This window comes from Halovulum sp. GXIMD14793 (genome assembly GCF_054457435.1).
Window position 1 is genome coordinate 44,367 of sequence record NZ_JBTLNE010000018.1, and the last position, 16,345, is coordinate 60,711.

At 59.8% G+C, this 16,345-nt stretch carries 17 protein-coding genes and 2 pseudogenes; all 19 read right to left on the reverse strand.

Going from position 1 to position 16,345, the window contains the following annotated elements:
• Window positions 1-161 precede the first annotated feature (161 nt).
• On the reverse strand, window positions 162-1,640 hold the full coding sequence (locus ACW9UQ_RS06920) for a DUF2125 domain-containing protein (protein WP_458930275.1): 1,479 nt from the start codon (window positions 1,638-1,640) through the stop codon (window positions 162-164).
• 94 nt (window positions 1,641-1,734) lie between these two features.
• Window positions 1,735-2,538, reverse strand: a complete 804-nt coding sequence (gene cysE, locus ACW9UQ_RS06925) for a serine O-acetyltransferase (protein WP_458930276.1) — start codon at window positions 2,536-2,538, stop codon at window positions 1,735-1,737.
• Between the two features lie 334 nt (window positions 2,539-2,872).
• Entirely contained in the window at window positions 2,873-3,586 is a 714-nt protein-coding gene (locus ACW9UQ_RS06930; protein WP_458930277.1) for a DUF2793 domain-containing protein, read from the reverse strand.
• Window positions 3,579-7,489 (reverse strand): annotated as a pseudogene (locus ACW9UQ_RS06935) (baseplate multidomain protein megatron). Before ACW9UQ_RS06935 ends, ACW9UQ_RS06930 begins: the two are co-directional and overlap by 8 nt.
• Window positions 7,489-7,926: an NlpC/P60 family protein gene (locus tag ACW9UQ_RS06940; protein ID WP_458930278.1), complete on the reverse strand. Its 438-nt coding sequence runs from the start codon at window positions 7,924-7,926 to the stop codon at window positions 7,489-7,491. Before ACW9UQ_RS06940 ends, ACW9UQ_RS06935 begins: the two are co-directional and overlap by 1 nt.
• A complete protein-coding gene (locus ACW9UQ_RS06945) occupies window positions 7,916-8,821 on the reverse strand; it encodes a DUF2163 domain-containing protein (RefSeq protein ID WP_458930279.1) in 906 nt (301 codons plus the stop codon). The genes ACW9UQ_RS06940 and ACW9UQ_RS06945 overlap by 11 nt, the downstream gene beginning before the upstream one ends.
• On the reverse strand, window positions 8,818-9,450 hold the full coding sequence (locus ACW9UQ_RS06950; RefSeq protein WP_458930280.1) for a phage distal tail protein, Rcc01695 family: 633 nt from the start codon (window positions 9,448-9,450) through the stop codon (window positions 8,818-8,820). Before ACW9UQ_RS06950 ends, ACW9UQ_RS06945 begins: the two co-directional genes overlap by 4 nt.
• 21 nt (window positions 9,451-9,471) lie before the next feature.
• Window positions 9,472-10,131, reverse strand: a complete 660-nt coding sequence (locus tag ACW9UQ_RS06955; protein WP_458930281.1) for a phage tail tape measure protein — start codon at window positions 10,129-10,131, stop codon at window positions 9,472-9,474.
• A 1-nt stretch (window position 10,132) separates the two neighbouring features.
• Window positions 10,133-10,333, reverse strand: a complete 201-nt coding sequence (locus tag ACW9UQ_RS06960) for a rcc01693 family protein (RefSeq protein WP_458930282.1) — start codon at window positions 10,331-10,333, stop codon at window positions 10,133-10,135.
• Window positions 10,330-10,641, reverse strand: coding sequence for a gene transfer agent family protein (locus ACW9UQ_RS06965; protein ID WP_458930283.1), 312 nt, complete (start codon window positions 10,639-10,641; stop codon window positions 10,330-10,332). Before ACW9UQ_RS06965 ends, ACW9UQ_RS06960 begins: the two co-directional genes overlap by 4 nt.
• Window positions 10,641-11,056, reverse strand: a pseudogene (locus ACW9UQ_RS06970) (phage major tail protein, TP901-1 family). The gene ACW9UQ_RS06965 and the pseudogene ACW9UQ_RS06970 overlap by 1 nt, the downstream one beginning before the upstream one ends.
• Before the next feature lie 34 nt (window positions 11,057-11,090).
• Window positions 11,091-11,513: a DUF3168 domain-containing protein gene (locus ACW9UQ_RS06975; protein ID WP_458930284.1), complete on the reverse strand. Its 423-nt coding sequence runs from the start codon at window positions 11,511-11,513 to the stop codon at window positions 11,091-11,093.
• Complete coding sequence (locus ACW9UQ_RS06980; protein ID WP_458930285.1) at window positions 11,510-11,848, reverse strand: head-tail adaptor protein; 339 nt, start codon at window positions 11,846-11,848, stop codon at window positions 11,510-11,512. Before ACW9UQ_RS06980 ends, ACW9UQ_RS06975 begins: the two co-directional genes overlap by 4 nt.
• Window positions 11,845-12,432 carry a head-tail connector protein gene (locus tag ACW9UQ_RS06985; RefSeq protein WP_458930286.1) on the reverse strand — a complete coding sequence of 196 codons (588 nt, stop codon included), beginning with the start codon at window positions 12,430-12,432 and terminating at the stop codon, window positions 11,845-11,847. The genes ACW9UQ_RS06980 and ACW9UQ_RS06985 overlap by 4 nt, the downstream gene beginning before the upstream one ends.
• 26 nt (window positions 12,433-12,458) lie before the next feature.
• Entirely contained in the window at window positions 12,459-12,749 is a 291-nt protein-coding gene (locus ACW9UQ_RS06990) for a phage fiber-tail adaptor protein (protein ID WP_458930287.1), read from the reverse strand.
• 163 nt (window positions 12,750-12,912) lie between these two features.
• Entirely contained in the window at window positions 12,913-14,112 is a 1,200-nt protein-coding gene (locus ACW9UQ_RS06995; protein ID WP_458930288.1) for a phage major capsid protein, read from the reverse strand.
• 43 nt (window positions 14,113-14,155) lie between these two features.
• Window positions 14,156-14,701: an HK97 family phage prohead protease gene (locus tag ACW9UQ_RS07000; protein WP_458930289.1), complete on the reverse strand. Its 546-nt coding sequence runs from the start codon at window positions 14,699-14,701 to the stop codon at window positions 14,156-14,158.
• A gap of 13 nt (window positions 14,702-14,714) precedes the next feature.
• A complete protein-coding gene (locus ACW9UQ_RS07005; RefSeq protein ID WP_458930290.1) occupies window positions 14,715-14,960 on the reverse strand; it encodes a GTA head formation protein, RCAP_rcc01685 family in 246 nt (81 codons plus the stop codon).
• The gene (locus ACW9UQ_RS07010) at window positions 14,960-16,132 is read right to left on the reverse strand and encodes a phage portal protein (protein ID WP_458930291.1); all 1,173 of its coding nucleotides are present in this window, start codon (window positions 16,130-16,132) and stop codon (window positions 14,960-14,962) included. Before ACW9UQ_RS07010 ends, ACW9UQ_RS07005 begins: the two co-directional genes overlap by 1 nt.
• Between the last annotated feature and the right edge of the window lie 213 nt (window positions 16,133-16,345).

The window sequence follows — 16,345 nt, forward strand, 5'->3', positions numbered from 1 at the left end:
AAAACTACGCTTCTCTTTACCCTCGGTGCCGTTGCGTCGGAAATGCACTCAATTGGGGCGTAGTTTGACGACCTCGGGACGTGCGGCTCAGATCAATAGGAAACCGTATAACGAAAAAGCCCCGCCAGACGGCGGGGCTTTAGTACGATCAAGTAGACGAACTACTGCAGGGGCACACCATTGGCAGTGATGGAACCATCTGCGGTCATCTCCACACGGCTGGTGAAAACATCCGGCTCATCACCCGGCTTTGCGAACATGCCCATCATCATCTGCACGGGCATCGCCTGCTCGGGCTGCAAAAGATCAATGCCAATCAGTTTCTCGATCAGACCGTTGACCCCAACAATACGGAAATCAGCACCGCCAACAGGCATGGGGAACGGACCGTCATTATTAATCTCGGCCTCGCCGCTACCTGTGATCTCAGCACCGCCGATACGCAATGTCAGATCGTTCAGCTTCACATCGTCAAATCGGAATGGCATGCCACGCGCAGCCATCGCTGCATCGGGATCGGTGATATCGTACAGAGCATTTGACTTGCTGGTGATATCAATCCGCGCTGCGGCCGGATCGCGCGGAATTTCCTGTCCCGGATCAATCAGTGACCAGAGGCTTTCCGATACCGTAAGCCCATCAAGGTCCAGCCGTAGCGCGGTCAAACCCGGGGCGTCATATGGAACCAAGGGAAACGCCAATCTAAATCCATAGGTATCCGCAGCCATATCTACAGGTGGGATGGGCATGGCCGCAGAGCTTACGGTCGTGCTATAAGCTTTGAGAACACCGGAAAAGTCCATTCCGCCCTGTCCAAACGCCATGTCGAAAGAACCGGACTCGCTTTTCATCACGACAGAAAACGGAACCTCACCGGACCCGGTCAATGTCATCTCGACCCCTTCATCGGTGGCTTCGATAACTGTCAGTTTATCGTTTCCAAAGACCGCTGCAGCATCGCGGTTATCGACAATCGGGCCAGAACCATTCGATTTAATGTTACGTTCTGTCAGGGCCAGATCAAAGGTAGTTCCCTCGACAGTCATCTTACCGGAAATCGAGAAGTCACCGATATTGCTGGTATAGTTATAGGATTTCTGTGTTGGTAACAGCTCGTAGCGTGCGCCCACATTGCTACCCGACATGACCAAGTCGAAGGGCGGTATGTCCAGTTCAGGAATGTCAACGGTATCCAGACTAAAGCTGAAGCTCTCTACATCAGACTGAATAACCCGTTGCTCGGCCGTGCCACCGAAGCGCGTTCGACCATTCATCTTTATCACGCCGCCGACAGACCCCGATATATCGTCCCGCCCAACGACATCGAACAAGATCGAGATCGGCATTGTTTCTGGCATCACAAGTTCCAGATCAAAGTCCGGATCATCGATCGGCATGATCTTGTAGTCGCCCATCTTGACGCTGATCTCCACCTCAGGCTGACTGGCATCCAACGTCAGCCCCTTCAGGACCAGCGTGTCACCGTCCATCTCGGTGCTGTCCGCAACGAGCGACATGCCGCTCATTTCATAGAAATTCTGCAATTCCTGATAAAGTTCAGCCGGCGTAGTCTGTGCTGAACAAACGGATGCGGTGGTAATGCAGACGGTCAGGCTGGCCGCCCTCAGCGAAGCATACATGATTTTCAAGCCTCTTCTGGGATCAAAGACAGGCTGAATGTGGGATATAAGGGTCAGATTTTCAAGGCCAAAGCCAGGTTGTTTCTGCCCAGTCCTAACTGTTCAGAAGCTGGTCCATCGAAAGCGACGGCTCCGCACAACCAGCCTCTCCCACGATCTTGGCAGGCACCCCGGCGACGGTCTTGCAGGGGGGCACATGCTGTAGAACCACAGACCCTGCAGCGATGCGGCTGCAGTCACCGATCCGAATATTGCCGAGTATTTTAGCACCTGCACCAATCATAACGCCATCGCCGATCTTCGGGTGGCGGTCTTCCTCCTGCTTGCCGGTCCCGCCAAGGGTAACTGAATGCAACATGGATACGTTGTCGCCCACAACCGCGGTTTCTCCGATCACAATGGAATGGGCATGGTCGATCATGATACCGACACCGATCCGCGCGCCGGGATGAATGTCGATGCCAAAGCACTCTGAGCAACGCATCTGCAAAAAAGATGCCAAATCCCGACGTCCATGCTGCCAAAGATGATGCGCTATTCGATAAGCTTGTAGCGCCTGAAACCCTTTAAAAAAAAGCAGTGGCTGGATCAGCCGGTGGCAGGCCGGATCACGGTCGAGCGTGGCCAGCATGTCCGCTCGGGCAGCAGCCACCAGGCCATCTGAAGCGGTATACGCATCGTCGAGGATTTCACGCAAGATAAGCTGTGACATCTCTTCGGACTGAAGTTTTTGCGCAAGGCGGAAACTCAAAACACCGGCAAGATCAGAATGATAAAGCACGCCAGCATGCACCATAGACGCCATGAGCGGCTCATCAATGGAGATCTGTTCAGCTTCCGCCCGCAATTGCGACCATAGCGGATCAAGCTCTGCTAAATGCGATTCACCTTTTGCCAAAACGGCTCTCCGGTCTGATCCCGATGCTTAGGCGTCGAGATGGTTTGTTCCTTGACAATTTCAAGCAGATTAGCCGACCAGACAACTGCAATCGTACATTCTTCATATAAAATACCGCAAACTGATAGGAATCCATGGTGGGTTTCACCCACCCTACGGTGCGCATGTGGTAGGGTGGGTGAAACCCACCTATCGGGTTCTCAGCGTGGAACAATACGCCGAATAGCCTGAGACCCAGATCGCCGCGCCAACACCCGTGCGCGCAACAATCCGAAGATGGCGGTGGCTGCCAGACCGCCAACAATGCCTGTCAACAAGACCCAAAGATACATCATCAAACGGCGACCGGCGGGCGCAACATGGTGACATGGATTGCTAGCCGGATCTCACCCCCCGCAAAGTCTCCTGCCTCGCTTGTCAGTAAAAGGTCCGTCGCACCGTAGTAAGTCACAGGTGTCCCACTCACCCCCAGAACATAGCTGTTAACGCCCAAACCCAAACCAGAGCCATAGCGGTCCTCCGCCCCCAACACACCCAGCCGCCACCCCGTCAATGTGCCTGTGACAGCCTGCAAAACCCGCCCTGTCACACCAGTTACCTGAGCAAAAGGCGGTATCGCTCCGACAACCGTTGAACTTGCCCCGGCAGACAGCAGGTGATCAATCTCGACAACTCTTTGCTGCGTTGCCGCCCCGCCGGGTGATAGCGCAACCGTATCCCTTACCCAGCCCTGACCATCGAACATGGCTGTTACTCCAGCCGCCTCATCCCATAGCCGCCAGCCCAGCTTGGGTGAAATGAAGGCCCAGCCGCCATTGACCCAGATCGCAATTTCGCCTCCGTGCCCGGCCCAATCGCCTGAACCGCCGCCAGCCACGACATAAGCCGCACCATCCACCGCCCCACCCGGCGGCGTGGTTAACGCCGATGACACCACCCGCAACTGCGCCATAGCATCCAGTCGCGCCAGCGCTTCATTGACCGTCACATGCTTCTGCGCCTGTGCCGCCTGCATCAGTGGCAGGCCAAACTGATATGTCTCAACCATCAAATGTGATCCTCGTATAAGGCCCAGACCCAAACCGGTCCGAAACCTGCGCTGCTTCAATTTCAAATGTTGGCGGCACACCATCCGTCGCCTGCTCTGCCGCGGTGTAAGTCACCATGGGGCATCCGGGCTGAACACCCGGATCACGGTCGGTCCGCTGATAATCCTCAGCTCATAGCGCTCTGACGCCTCACCCAGGGGCACCTCCGCCTCGCGCCAGGCATCACCATCGATGCGGGTGCGCCTGATCCAGCCGATCTCAATATCGCCGTTCGGCTTGCGGACCGCCCGCAGATGCGCAGGCGCATAGGGCCGCAACCCGACCCCGTCAAACGCCTGCACCTGATGCAAAAAGGCTGCATCGTCATAAGACAGATGCGCAGGCCCCACCCGGTAGTGCCGCTCCAGCCCCCGGGCCGAAGACGGCAGGCTGATCTGTTGCGCCGCTCCATCCAGCAGCACAAAATCCGTGCCGACGGGCCAGACTGGCGGCATCACTGCGTCCGTTCCAGCCTGCCCGCGCAACAGCCCGGTCAATTCATATTCACCTTGCGCCACAAGCGTTGCAGCCTCGAACTGGATCACCTCCCAGTCACCTGCCCCCTGGCGCAAAGCCGCCGCATTCATACCGTTCAGCACATCAATCCTGGGGGCCGACTGAAGCTCCCCCGCATCAATTCTCACACGCAAGGTCGCCCGCGACCAAAGCGAAGGCATTGCCGCCGCCAACGAGGTCATCGTTTCCCCCATGATCGAAGGCCGCAAAACCTGCCCGTTCAACTGATAGTTCGCGTCCTGATTGGCGGCATAGACAGCCACAGGCCCGGGCCATGGGTCTGCGGCCACGGCTACATGCGGCGCATCCTCTAGCTCATTGCCGGTCAAAAGCGGCAGGTCCATGAATTCTGCATAGACCCCCGAGGCTGGCCGCACGACCGGCCTACGCACCAGATCAGGCAGACGCACCTTGGGTCGGTAAACCCCCGGCTCGATCCGCACAGCCTCAAAGGCTCGTGCCTCGGTTTCCTCAACCCGGTCGATACGAAACACCATGTCGCGCCCGCTCTGACGCAACTCAACGACATCCCCGACACCAATCGACTGATCCGAACGAGGCAAAGAGAAACTCATGCTGTCCCGCGCAACACTGGTCTCTGTCAGCCAGCGTTCCGCAACCGCCTGCCCCTCCTTCGGCCCCAGCGCAATCGGCAGATCCGAAATGGCCGTGTTCAATCGATCGCCGCCAGGGTATGCGGCCTCAGCCGCCACTGCCTGATAGTCCTGATCAGGGGCCACAAACTCAACACGCACCCGCTCCGGCACTTCGGCATCCGGCTCTCGGGTCAGAACGGCACTCTCTGTCTCACCGACCTCAACCGCCATCCAATCGCGGTCCAGCAGATATTCGGACCGGCCCGTACGCGTGCGGAATGTCAGCGCACCCTCACGCTCAAAACTATCGAAGCCATAGGCCAGCATCAGCGCCTGCAAACTCTGCCGCGCGGTCTCCGTATCCCCAATGGCAAAGCCCTTCAGCGCGCCATCCAGACCGCTTACATCCAACCACTCAGCACCAGATTCTTGTGCGACCTCTGTCACCACATCCGCCAATGGCACCAAATGCGTCCGGCCCGAGATCCAGTGACCCCGCCCATAATTCACCCCATCGGCCCAGGTTTCCAGCCGCTGCGGAAAATCTGGCCAGGGCCGACTGTCCCAGGCCCAGACATGCGCCTTTGTCATGTCGATCATCGACGCGTCATAAAGGAACGAGACCGGATTGTTCTCCGGATCAGCCCAATACTCCGTTACCGCCTGAAGATAGCGCGACTGAATGAAATCATCCTGCCCACCGGTTGAATAATACGGCACCGCATTTTCCGAACTTTGCGGATCCGCAAACACATTCGGCTGATTGGTCCCCTTGTCCACAGCCGGGCAACCAAATTCCGTAAACCAGATCGGCTTGCCCTCCGGCACCCAGGGTGTGGTGTCGGCGTTTCGGACACCACCGACCCGGTTCCAATGCGGGCGGGCCCACCAGTTTCGGATATCCTTGTAGCGGAAAACCCAAGGGTCATCATAAGCGCCATCCTCTATCGGCAAACGAAGCTGGGCATCGCGGGCCGCCTGATTGGCGTAATACCAGTCATAGCCCTCGCCCCCCTCAATGTTTGATTTGAGGTAATCAATGTTATAGATCGACCCGGCCCCGGTATCCGCATGATCATCACCTTCGCGCCAGTCAGACAGCGGCACGTAATTATCGATCCCGACAAAATCGATCTCCGGGTGCGCCCAAAGCGGATCAAGGTGATACAGCACATCGCCCGAACCGTCGCTTGGGTGATAGCCGAAATACTCAGACCAATCCGCCGCATAGCCGATCTTCGTCTCAGGCCCCAGAATGGCCCGCACATCATCGGCCAGTGCGATCAGCTGATCCACTGCCGGGAAGTCCTCGGGCCCGCTGCGAACCTGCGTCAGCCCGCGCATCTCGCTGCCGATACAGAACGCTTCCACGCCACCAGCCAATGCACAAAGATGCGCATAATGCAGAATAAAGTGTCGATACGACCATTCCGCTGGCCCCGAATACCCCACGGTATCCCCGGCCCCTGCAAAATCACCAACCGCAGCCGCACCAAAAAACGCACCAACCTCAGCCACCGCAGCCGTGGTCTTATCCGCACTGCCCGGCATCCCCGGCGCAAGCCCCGTCGTGATCCGCCCGCGCCATGGCACAGGCGGCTGTTCCGCCGCGCCGGTATAGGGATCGACCAACCCATTCCCGGCCCGGATATCCATCAGAATAAACGGATAAAACATGACATGTTTGCCCGCCGCTTGCAGCGCCTGAATGGCCTGGATCACCGACTGATCCGTCGGCGTCCCGCCAAAGCCTGGACGCCCATCGACATAAGACACAACATCCGCCGTTCCACGCGTTTGCCCGGAAACCCGCCAGGGCATATCCGCATCAGTCTGCTCCTGCTCGACCTTCGGCCTGATCTGACAAAACGGCGCGCGCAGATCATCACCGAACCAAGTAGCCACAAGCGAAACCGCCTCGGCTTGCGGCAAGTCGGTTTGCAACTGACCAAGAGAGGCAACCAGATCCGGCACCTCCCGATCATTATTCACATTCGCCAGATGCGAGACGCCCTTGCCCCGAACGAACTTCACCGGCTCTGTCGCCAGCGCGTACTCCCCCGTCCCCGGCACCAAAGCGACCCCGGCAATATTCGCCGTCGGGTCATCCACGGCAATGCCCGTGCCAGCCCCCGCCTTACGCATCACCTCAAAGCTCATCTGCGGGATCCGATTGCCAAAGGCGGCCAAGTCCAGATCCTCGAACACCACATAGGCCGTGTCACGATAGGCTGGCGCATCACCACCTGGAACCAGGGCCGCAATCAGCGGATCAGGCAACTGATCTTCCGTGCCACGATAAACCCGGTACTGCACGCCCTTCAGGCTCATCAGTTTGCCATCCGCCCAGATGCGGTTAACCCGCGCAATCTCGCCCTCGCACAAGGCCACGGCAAAGCTGATCGAGTAGCTATACGTGTTGGTCCTGGGCGTCGGCGGCGCACCTTTGCCGCCCCCGCTGGTCGAGACGCTTTCCAGAAACCGACTGGACCAGATAACCTGACCCGACAGCCGCATCTGCCCGTACAAGCGCGGAATAGGGGTGCCCTCGCGCGATCCCATCACTCGGAAGCGATCGACCCGGCCAACCTCCACCGGGGCAGCCCCGCTGCCCATCAGCTTGCGGTCCAGAACCCGGCCCAGCGTGGCACCGACTGCCTTGCCAATCACGGCACTGGACACCCCCAGCACCGCCCCACCGATTGAGGATCCGACAGCCGCGCCCGCCGCTGCCAGTACAACTGTTGCCATCAGGAACTCCTGTCAGGAAATCTGAAAACACCGGCAATCCGGCGCGCCCAAGCCTCAGTCAGCGGCGACTCGACAACGCCGTGCCGGGAATAGGCATGAATGAATGTGAAATGCCCCTGGGGCGCGCGGGCCAGAATGCCCAGATGCTTGCCAACACTGCCATCGCGCATACGAAAGACCAGCGCATCGCCAGGCTGTATGGCCGCTGGCTCGACAGGCTCCATATGGCGCGCCGCCGCTTCCAAAAGCCTTTCCTGGCCGTCCGTCTCAGACCAATCCGGCGAATAGGCCGGCACCGTCTCAGGCCCTCTGCCATAAAGCTCCCGCCAGATTGCCCGCAAAAGCCCCAGACAATCCGTACCCGCAGGCGACGACGCCTGATGCACATAGGCCGTGCCGATCCAGCGACGCGCTACCTCAACGATCTCAGAACTCATCGAAATGATCCAGAAACCCGACCGAGGACCCGTCATGCACCTCGCCCCGGCGCGGATAGGCCGTCACCCAATCCTCACCCGGCATATGCGGAAAGCCCCGAAAGTTCAGAAAATTATCAAACTTCGTCTTGCAAGCCGCCGCACTCTTGTCGCACCCGGCAACCAAACGAAGCTCATCACCAGCGGCAACATCAAACGGCGCTTCCTGCCACAGCTCAATCCGCCGAACCCCATTCAGCGTCACGTCCTGCTTCACCAGGCCAATCAACCCGGCATTCGCCCCACTCTGCCAAGCAACACTCCCATTGGTGAACCACCCCTCTGCATACCCGCTCAGATCACCCGGCACGAACAGCCCGTTGTCGCGCACCTCTGCAACAGTGCTAAGCGTCAAGAACGCCGGACCGGACAAATCCACCCCGCATTTCCCATCGCCAAGCTCCCGATCACAGGTCTTCACATAGGCACGCCCCAATGGTCGGTTCAGCTTTTCCGCCAAACCCCGCAACTCCACCTCGAACGTCGCATTCGACTGCCGGATTTCCCCCAGATAGCCGCGAAACAGCAGCACCCGGTTCTCCGGCACTTCCCAATGCACCAGCCATTGCTCCACCGTTGCGCCATCAAAGCGCCCGGCCAGAATGTCATCATCGCGCAACGTGTCCGAGGTCAGCGCCCCTACCGCCTGCGCATTGTCAACGCTGAGGCCCGTCGAGCTTTCAATCGCACTCGCCGTCATGCCGGTGCGCGCCAGAAACTCCGTTCCATCAAACTGCAAGCCCTGGTCGTGATCGGTAAACCCGAACACGACCCCATCCTCGCGCGTCAACCGCCAGCAGCGGCACAACCGCGTCGCCCCGGTATCAAGAACCGCCTGAAAGTCCTCTGAGATCATACCCGGATCTCCACCACCGGAACCGACGGAGCCTCGCCGACCGAGAACCCCGCGACCGATGTTTCAATCCGGTCCGTCTCAAACCGCACCGGCACATCAAACTCAAACCCGGCCTCTACCTGCGCATCCTGCGGCGGCGGTGAAACAAAGCTGATCAGCCCCGTCGCATGGTCAATCGTGTATTCCGCACCCTCGGTTTTGATATCGCCGGAAATCGCCACCCGCACTGTGCCATCCACCGGCTTGGTAACGGGCCGCTGATAGGTATACTCACCTGACCGGTAAGTCTTGGACAACTGAAACTCCGTTGTCTCCCCATCGCCAATAGCCAAGACCTGATCCGTTTCATGCACCTCGTCCGAAGGCACGCAGGATTTGAAATCCGTCCAGTCCTTCCAGCGGAACCCGAACAGCTGCCCATTGCGCGCCTCAAAAAACGCAATCAGCACCTCCAGATCGTCTAACGACCGCATCCCCAACCCGGCATCAAACCGCCGCCGCGAATGCGCCCAGGGGGAGTTGCGTTCCTCATGCCCGTTGGACAGGGTGACAATCTCTGTCCGTCGCTCCGGTCCACCGACCGAGCCGAAGGACAGGTTCGTCGGGAACTGTACTTCATGAAAATTCATCTGCTTCCTCCGCCCGCCTGATCAAAGATTACGATTACCGCGGCTCAGCGCCCGGCTGACCTGTGCCGCGATCTGGCTGCGCGACCGGCTGAACCCGGCCACATCCGGCGTCGTGATGTTCATCGTCACATTCACCGCGCGTCCGCCGCCCTGCGCCTGCACACCCAAGCGGCCATCGGCCCCGCGTGTCAGCGGCATAATCGCCTCTGGCCCCGCCTCGCCCATCAGCCCCATGCCACCACGCATAGGAAAGCTCGTAGGGCTGTTCACGATCCCGCCATTGGCAAACGGCGTAACCTTGCCCTGACTAAAGGCAGCCCCCTTCCCAAAGACACCACTGAACAGCCCGCCGATCCCTTCGGTCAGCAGCCCGCCCAGCGCATTGGTCACCGGGCGAATGGCCGAATTGAACACGCTGCCGGCAATGCTGCGCCCCACCTGGCCCAGCACATCCGACAGCCGCGCGCCATCAAAGATCAGGTCATCAAACGCGCCCTTTAAGCTCGACCCCAGCGACCGCGACAGCCCCGACGCATCGCGCGAAGCGGACCGCATCGCACCCGCAGCTTCCGTCATCTCGGTCGTAAAAACTGCCGTCATCGTCTGCGCGCCCTGCACGCTGCTTTCCAGCTCTGCCAGACGTTGGTCCAGAACCTCGAAATCGGTTTCGATATCAGCCATCTCAGCCGTCTCCCTTCGGCGCATCGGGAAAACGCGCCATCAAATCATCCAATCCGGATCGGCTCAGGCTGGCCGACCTCTGCTGCCCGCCACCGGCCAGAAACACCAGTTCCGCAGGCGTCAGGTCCCAGAAATCAACGGGTCGCAACCGCAACTCCACCAGCCCCAGCCGCATCAGTTCAGGCCAGGCCACCTTGCTCACGTTGCATCCGCCTCCGGCACGGCAAAGGTCACTTTCAGCAACTGCGCCGCCGCGCGCGCCGCCTCCAGCGGCCCGCCTGCAATCTCGCCATCCAGCACATCCAGCTTTTCAACGCCCAGCCCAGCCGCAATCAGCGCCACAAGATCCCGCGTCGAAAAACTGCCCGCCTCAAACCGCTCGACCAGACCAACCAACGACCCGCTCTCCAGCTCATCTTCCAGTGCCGCCAAAGCCCCAAGGCTCAGCCGCATGACACGGCGCTCCCCGTTAAAGGTCAGCGCCACTTCGCCGCGATACGGGTTCGCCATCAGGCCGCCGCCGAAAAGACCAGCGCCCCGGCTGAGGCCAGCGACATCTCATAGGTCGCCTCCCCATCATGCGCGCCCGCATACTCGACCGAGGTGATCTGGAACGGCCCTTCCACAATCCCGAAATCCGGGATCACGACCTGAAATTCCGGGATATCCCCGTCAAAAAAGATCTGCCGCACACGCTCATCCGTGTCCTGATCGCGAAACACGCCGGAACCCGACATCGCCGCCGATTTCACACCGGTCCCGGCCAGCAACTCCCGCCACCCCCGGCACTTTGCATATTGGTGATATCCACCGTCTCAGCGTTAAAGGTGATCCGCGTTGCCCGCAGTCCGGCCACGGTGTCGAACGCACCCGTGCCATCCATGTCGATCTTGATCAGAAGGTCTTTGCCTTTCTGGGCTACCATCATCGTCATCCTTGTTCAGATTGGAAATTCAGGCTCACACCGTGTCTTCAAGCACCGCGCGAAACCGCAACGCGACCCGCCGGGGCGCTGACGCCTTACCGCGATCCGCCTTAGCAAACAGGAAACGCAAATTGATTAACGCCCCGCGGCTTAGGCTCAGCGGTGCATCAATCAACGCCTCACACACGGCACCCGCCGCCTCTTTCGCTCGGGAAAACCCGGCAGCCGTAGAATGCACCGTCACCGTAAAATCATGTTCCGCCCCGGTTGAGGTCTGGGTCGATGCATCGCGCACCTTTTCCTCACCAATGGTGACATGCACCTCCGGCACGTCCGCCATCGGCAGAGCCAAAGGCGCGTCATGGACCTCGCCCCCCACAAGGGCCGTCAAAGCGGCGTCATTGGTCAGCTGTTCATAAACCGCCGCCTGCAACGCCTGAGACATCGCATAAGTCATGTCGCAATCGCCTCCTCACAATCACAGATCAGAAAGCGGCCCATATCGTCGCCTTCGGTCACCGATTGGATGTTGTAGATCCGCGCACCATCGCGGAACCTCTGGTCTGCGCGCGGACGGGCCGGTGCATCTTGCGGTGCACCACGCACAGTAATGCGGAGCCGCAGTATGGTCGCATCGCGACCCTCCACCACAGTCTCACGTCCCGTCCGCGCAGCGACATTCGCCCAGATCGACCCAACCGGGGCCCAGGTCACGTCAAATCCACCTGCCCCATCCGGAACATTCTGCCGTTCTTCCAGCACCAGCCGCCGGGTCAGCCGCATGCAACTCATAGGCTATCCCCCACCAGCCGCGTGGTGCGATAGCGTTCAAGGATCATGGTCACGCCAATTGGCAACGCCCGGGCCTCAGCCCCGCATTCCCCGCGATTGCCATAAAGATAAGAGGCCAGCAGAACCACCGCCTGCGCCAGATCATGCGGTACATCCGTCCAGTTCGGCCCATACCCGGCCACAAACGCGATACGCGCCGACCCATTACCCGGAATGACCGGCAAACAGGGCGAGGTCAGTTCAGGCCGAAACCCGTCCTTACGGAGCGCATAACGCGCCGGATCAATGACCGTCTCCACGCCACCCAGATCAACCAGCGCCACCTGCGTGATCGCGGTGACCGGCACAACCGGCAACCCCTGCCGCATATCCGAATGCCATCGCGTGATTTCCCAGACATAATTCTTGTCCAAAAGCACCTTGCCGGTCCGCGCTTCGACCATCGAAATCGCGGTGGCCAGATACCCTTCCAAAAGCGCATCCTGCGATCCGTCATCGCTCAGCCCGGACAGGCGCAGATGATCTTTCAGATGCCCAAGCGGATAGGACGCCGCAGCGGGCGTCGTCAGTTCTGTCAAATTCATGAAACTCTCCAAAAGGACGGCATCGCCTATTGCGCGATGCGAATAACGCCGCAGCGTTCCAGCTCACGCCCGAATGTGGTCCGCACCCGCGCGGCCACCATATAGACCTTGCCCGGCACACCGCCGGCAACCACCGCATGCGAAGCCGTCCGCTCCACATGCTGGGAAATAACCCGCAGGTCATCCGCAGCCTCGACCGGCAAAACCCGCCAGCCCAGATCAGCGTCCACGAATTCTCCTGCGTCCAGATACCCGTTGTCCCAGCTCAGGACCCAGTCCAGTTCCGACGATGCCGTCTTCAGAACATATCCGCCCATGCGGTGCGCACTCCTGTTTGATCAGACTTCGCCCCCATAAGGGGCGCATGATGACGCACCCCCAAAAGCACCGCTCAAGCGGAGGGAGGAGCAGTAAACTGGACGATGCCCAGGGGATGCGCCGACCGCCCCGGAAAACCCCGGGGCAGCCATCAGCCAAGCCTTAGCTCAGGCCGAATTTCAGCAGCTTGATCGCAGCAAAGTCGCTGACATCGCCGCCAATCCGCTTGGTGGCATAGAACAGCACATGCGGCTTGGCGCTGAACGGATCGCGCAGAATGCGCATATCCGGACGCTCGGCCACGGTGTAGCCCGCACCGAAATCGCCAAAGGCGATGGAGCTCGCATCGGACGCAATATCCGGCATATCTTCCGAGATCAGCACCGGATAGCCCATCAGACGCGCAGGCTCGCCCGCCGCCAGGCTGTCCGCCCACAAGAAGCGGCCATCCGCATCCTTCATCTTGCGCACAGCACCGGCGGTTTTGGAATTCATCACAAAGGTTGCATTGGCCCGGTACTGCGCCCCCAGCGCATAAACCAGATCCACAATCGCATCCGCCGGATCGGTCGAAGAGAAATCACCATCCGCACCGGTCGCAACATACCCGATATTGCCCCAGCTCCAGGCAGCATTCGTAACCGTCGTATAGGTCAGGAACCCCTTGGGCTTGTCGACACCATCGCCATTGATAAACGCATCACCTTCGGCCCGCGCAAACTTATCGGCAATGCGGCCCGCCAGCCAGCTTTCGACATCAAACGCACTGTCATCCAGCAAACGCTGCGATGCCTTGGGCAACGCAGAAAGCTCATGCAGCGGGATTGAGATACGATCCAGTTGCGGCGTCCCGGTCTCAGCCTGCGGTCCGGCTTCGGACGCCCAGCCCGCACCAATATCGGTATGATCCACCAGCACATCATAGGCCGTCGCCTCGACATTCACCACATTCGCAACCGCCCGCAGCGATGACGCCCCGCGCAGCACGCTGGCAATCGTCTCGCTGGTCTGCGGATCAACCAGATAGCCGCCCTCAGCTGCCACCGCACTGGAAAGCGCCTTTTCCTCAACCTCAAGATGACGCAAACCGTCATCATCACCAGAGCGCAGATAGGCGGCAAAGGCCTTCTTATGCGGCAGCTCGGTCTCGGCACTACGGGAAAGGGCGGGCCGCTCGGCGGCAAGGGATTTGCGATCAAGCATGGTCAAACGTGTTTCCTGTTCTTTAAGTCTGGATTTCATTTCGGATTGAAAGTCATTGAAGTCGCTCAGAAACCCGGCCATGGCAGCCTTCACCTCAGTGACCGGTTTCTGCCCGGGCGCGGGCAGACCCGCCCCGGATTTGGTCTCAGTGTCACGCATCAACAATTCCTCAGTGATGTCAGTTGTTCCGGTCGGCATGGGCTCATGCCAACATTTGCCGGGCGGCCTGAAATGTCTCCGCCAGGTCTTGCGCCAGCGCATCATCGGCGGCCGGATCGCCCGCCTGCACCCGCGCTTCGGGCAGCATCGGAAAGGTCACAACCGATACTTCCCAAAGGTCCACTTCCAAAAGCTTGCGCCCGCCGCTGGCCGATTTCGCCGCCTGCAAGGTGCGATAGCCGATCGACAACCCGTCAATCGCGCCCGCCTCCAGCAATGCCAGCGCCTCGCGCCCCGCCTGCACTTCGCTCAGCAGACGGCCCCGGACATACAGCCCCTTCTTATCCTCACGGATCACATCCCACACACCAATGGGGCGCGTCGGATCATGCTGCCAAAGCATCTTTATGCCTTGCGCCGCCTTGCGATTCAGACTGCCCGCATAAGCCCCGCGTTCCACGATATCGCCGCCTTGATCCTCCGCCCCAAACAGGCTCGCATAGCCTTCGATGGTGCAGTCCTTCAGGGCAATATCCCCGCCCAATTGGCAATATTTCGTCTCCAGCGCCGGGGCGCTCAAACTCGTCATCATGTCTGATCCTCTAAGGTATCTTGGAAATGATCGCGTAGACGACATCGGTCGCCAGAAAGGCCGCAATCCCTGAAACCGAAAGCCACATTCGCCGTTCCAGCCGGTCCAGCGCCGTCTCGATCTGACCAAGCCGATATTCCAACGCCGTCCAGCGTTCCTCGGTCACCCGCTCATGGGCTTCGATCCGGGCCGCATTGGCATCGAACGGCTCGTACAGAAAGCGCGACCCCCCGCTTCTTGAACTCCGCTCGCTCATCACGTCTCCGGCAGCTTGGGCAGGCCCAGAAGCGCCCGCTTCTCGGATTGCGTCAGGAAATCAGCTTCGCCCACGCGCCGCCATTGCGCTTCACGCTCATGCGCCAGCGCCGGGATCTGATCGAGGTCAGGCAAAATCTTCAGCGCCGGATCAAAGGCCAGCGGCAACCACCCGCTCAGCGCAGCCGCGACCTTCGCGACCAGCGGCAAAACCGTCAGCCTATAAAACGCCCGGTTCACTTCCTGATAATTCGCATACGTATTGTCCCCCGGCAGCCCCAACAGCATCGGCGGAACACCAAAGGCCAGCGCAATCTCGCGCGCCGCACTGTCCTTGGTCTTCTGAAATTCCATATCACTGGGGCTGAACCCCATCGGCTTCCAGTCCAGCCCGCCTTCCAGCAACATCGGACGGCCCGCATTGCGCGCACCCTGATGATGCGTTTCAAGCTCATCGACCAGTCGCGCATACTGGTCACTGCCCAGCTGCCCATGCCCATCGACACCCTTATAGACGATCGCCCCCGAAGGCCGCGCCGCATTGTCCAGCAGCGCCTTGGACCAGCGCGAGGCCGCATTATGCACGTCAAGCGCACTTGCCGCTGCCTGCATCGGGCTCAGGCCATAATGATCGTCCTGAGGATGAAAACTCCGCACATGCAAAACCGGCTGAAACTCCGCCCGCATATCAAAGCGATGCTTCTTCGACCCAACCGCATATTCATAGGCCACCGGCCAGCCATCCGCCCCCGGAACAACCTTCATCCGGTCCGAGCGCAGCACGAACAGCTCTCGCGGGCACCCATCCACATCGACACCCGCCGCCTCGAAATACCCATCTCCGGTCAGCATCAACTGCCCAAAGAAATTCTCCATCAACGCCGCCCGGCCCTGCCCGGTATTCGGCGCGGACAGCAAACGCAGCAACGGATGCGTCTCATAGCGCGTCGTGTCATCCTGCACGACCAAAGGCACCGCCGCCGCCTCGGCGATCATCTTCACGCACCGAAACCCAACCGGGTTCCCCGCAAATCCATTGCGCGTCAGGGACGAGCTATCGCGCGGCGACCACGCCACCCGTCCGCCACCATGAAAGGCAATCACCGGCCCCGCAGCCGAGGCTTTGCTCTCCGCAACCTCGCCCTGGGCCTGTCGAAACAGCTGAAACACCATCCGCCATTCGCTCCTGCAAATTGAATTGAACCCGGATCGGCCAGCCAGCCGTCCGCTGTCGGCCTCGAACAAGGCCATTCTTCGAAAATTCTTCTAGGGTCTGTGGACATTCATCGTGAGTTTATGATGGCTGCGCACAGGTTGATCATCGCGGCATAGGAGGCATCCGTTTTCTCTGCCCTCATTGCGATGCGTTTGAATTCCTTCAACTTT

What these genes read in the sequence shown, in the direction of transcription:
- ACW9UQ_RS06920 (WP_458930275.1), bottom strand. Translation starts at nt 1,640, where the DNA reads ATGTATGCTTCGCTGAGGGCGGCCAGCCTGACCGTCTGCATTACCACC.
- ACW9UQ_RS06930 (WP_458930277.1), bottom strand. Translation starts at nt 3,586, where the DNA reads ATGGTTGAGACATATCAGTTTGGCCTGCCACTGATGCAGGCGGCACAG.
- ACW9UQ_RS06940 (WP_458930278.1), bottom strand. Translation starts at nt 7,926, where the DNA reads ATGAGTTCTGAGATCGTTGAGGTAGCGCGTCGCTGGATCGGCACGGCC.
- ACW9UQ_RS06945 (WP_458930279.1), bottom strand. Translation starts at nt 8,821, where the DNA reads ATGATCTCAGAGGACTTTCAGGCGGTTCTTGATACCGGGGCGACGCGG.
- ACW9UQ_RS06950 (WP_458930280.1), bottom strand. Translation starts at nt 9,450, where the DNA reads ATGAATTTTCATGAAGTACAGTTCCCGACGAACCTGTCCTTCGGCTCG.
- ACW9UQ_RS06955 (WP_458930281.1), bottom strand. Translation starts at nt 10,131, where the DNA reads ATGGCTGATATCGAAACCGATTTCGAGGTTCTGGACCAACGTCTGGCA.
- ACW9UQ_RS06965 (WP_458930283.1), bottom strand. Translation starts at nt 10,641, where the DNA reads ATGGCGAACCCGTATCGCGGCGAAGTGGCGCTGACCTTTAACGGGGAG.
- ACW9UQ_RS06975 (WP_458930284.1), bottom strand. Translation starts at nt 11,513, where the DNA reads ATGACTTATGCGATGTCTCAGGCGTTGCAGGCGGCGGTTTATGAACAG.
- ACW9UQ_RS06980 (WP_458930285.1), bottom strand. Translation starts at nt 11,848, where the DNA reads ATGAGTTGCATGCGGCTGACCCGGCGGCTGGTGCTGGAAGAACGGCAG.
- ACW9UQ_RS06985 (WP_458930286.1), bottom strand. Translation starts at nt 12,432, where the DNA reads ATGAATTTGACAGAACTGACGACGCCCGCTGCGGCGTCCTATCCGCTT.
- ACW9UQ_RS06990 (WP_458930287.1), bottom strand. Translation starts at nt 12,749, where the DNA reads ATGGGCGGATATGTTCTGAAGACGGCATCGTCGGAACTGGACTGGGTC.
- ACW9UQ_RS06995 (WP_458930288.1), bottom strand. Translation starts at nt 14,112, where the DNA reads ATGCGTGACACTGAGACCAAATCCGGGGCGGGTCTGCCCGCGCCCGGG.
- ACW9UQ_RS07000 (WP_458930289.1), bottom strand. Translation starts at nt 14,701, where the DNA reads ATGACGAGTTTGAGCGCCCCGGCGCTGGAGACGAAATATTGCCAATTG.
- ACW9UQ_RS07005 (WP_458930290.1), bottom strand. Translation starts at nt 14,960, where the DNA reads ATGAGCGAGCGGAGTTCAAGAAGCGGGGGGTCGCGCTTTCTGTACGAG.
- ACW9UQ_RS07010 (WP_458930291.1), bottom strand. Translation starts at nt 16,132, where the DNA reads ATGGTGTTTCAGCTGTTTCGACAGGCCCAGGGCGAGGTTGCGGAGAGC.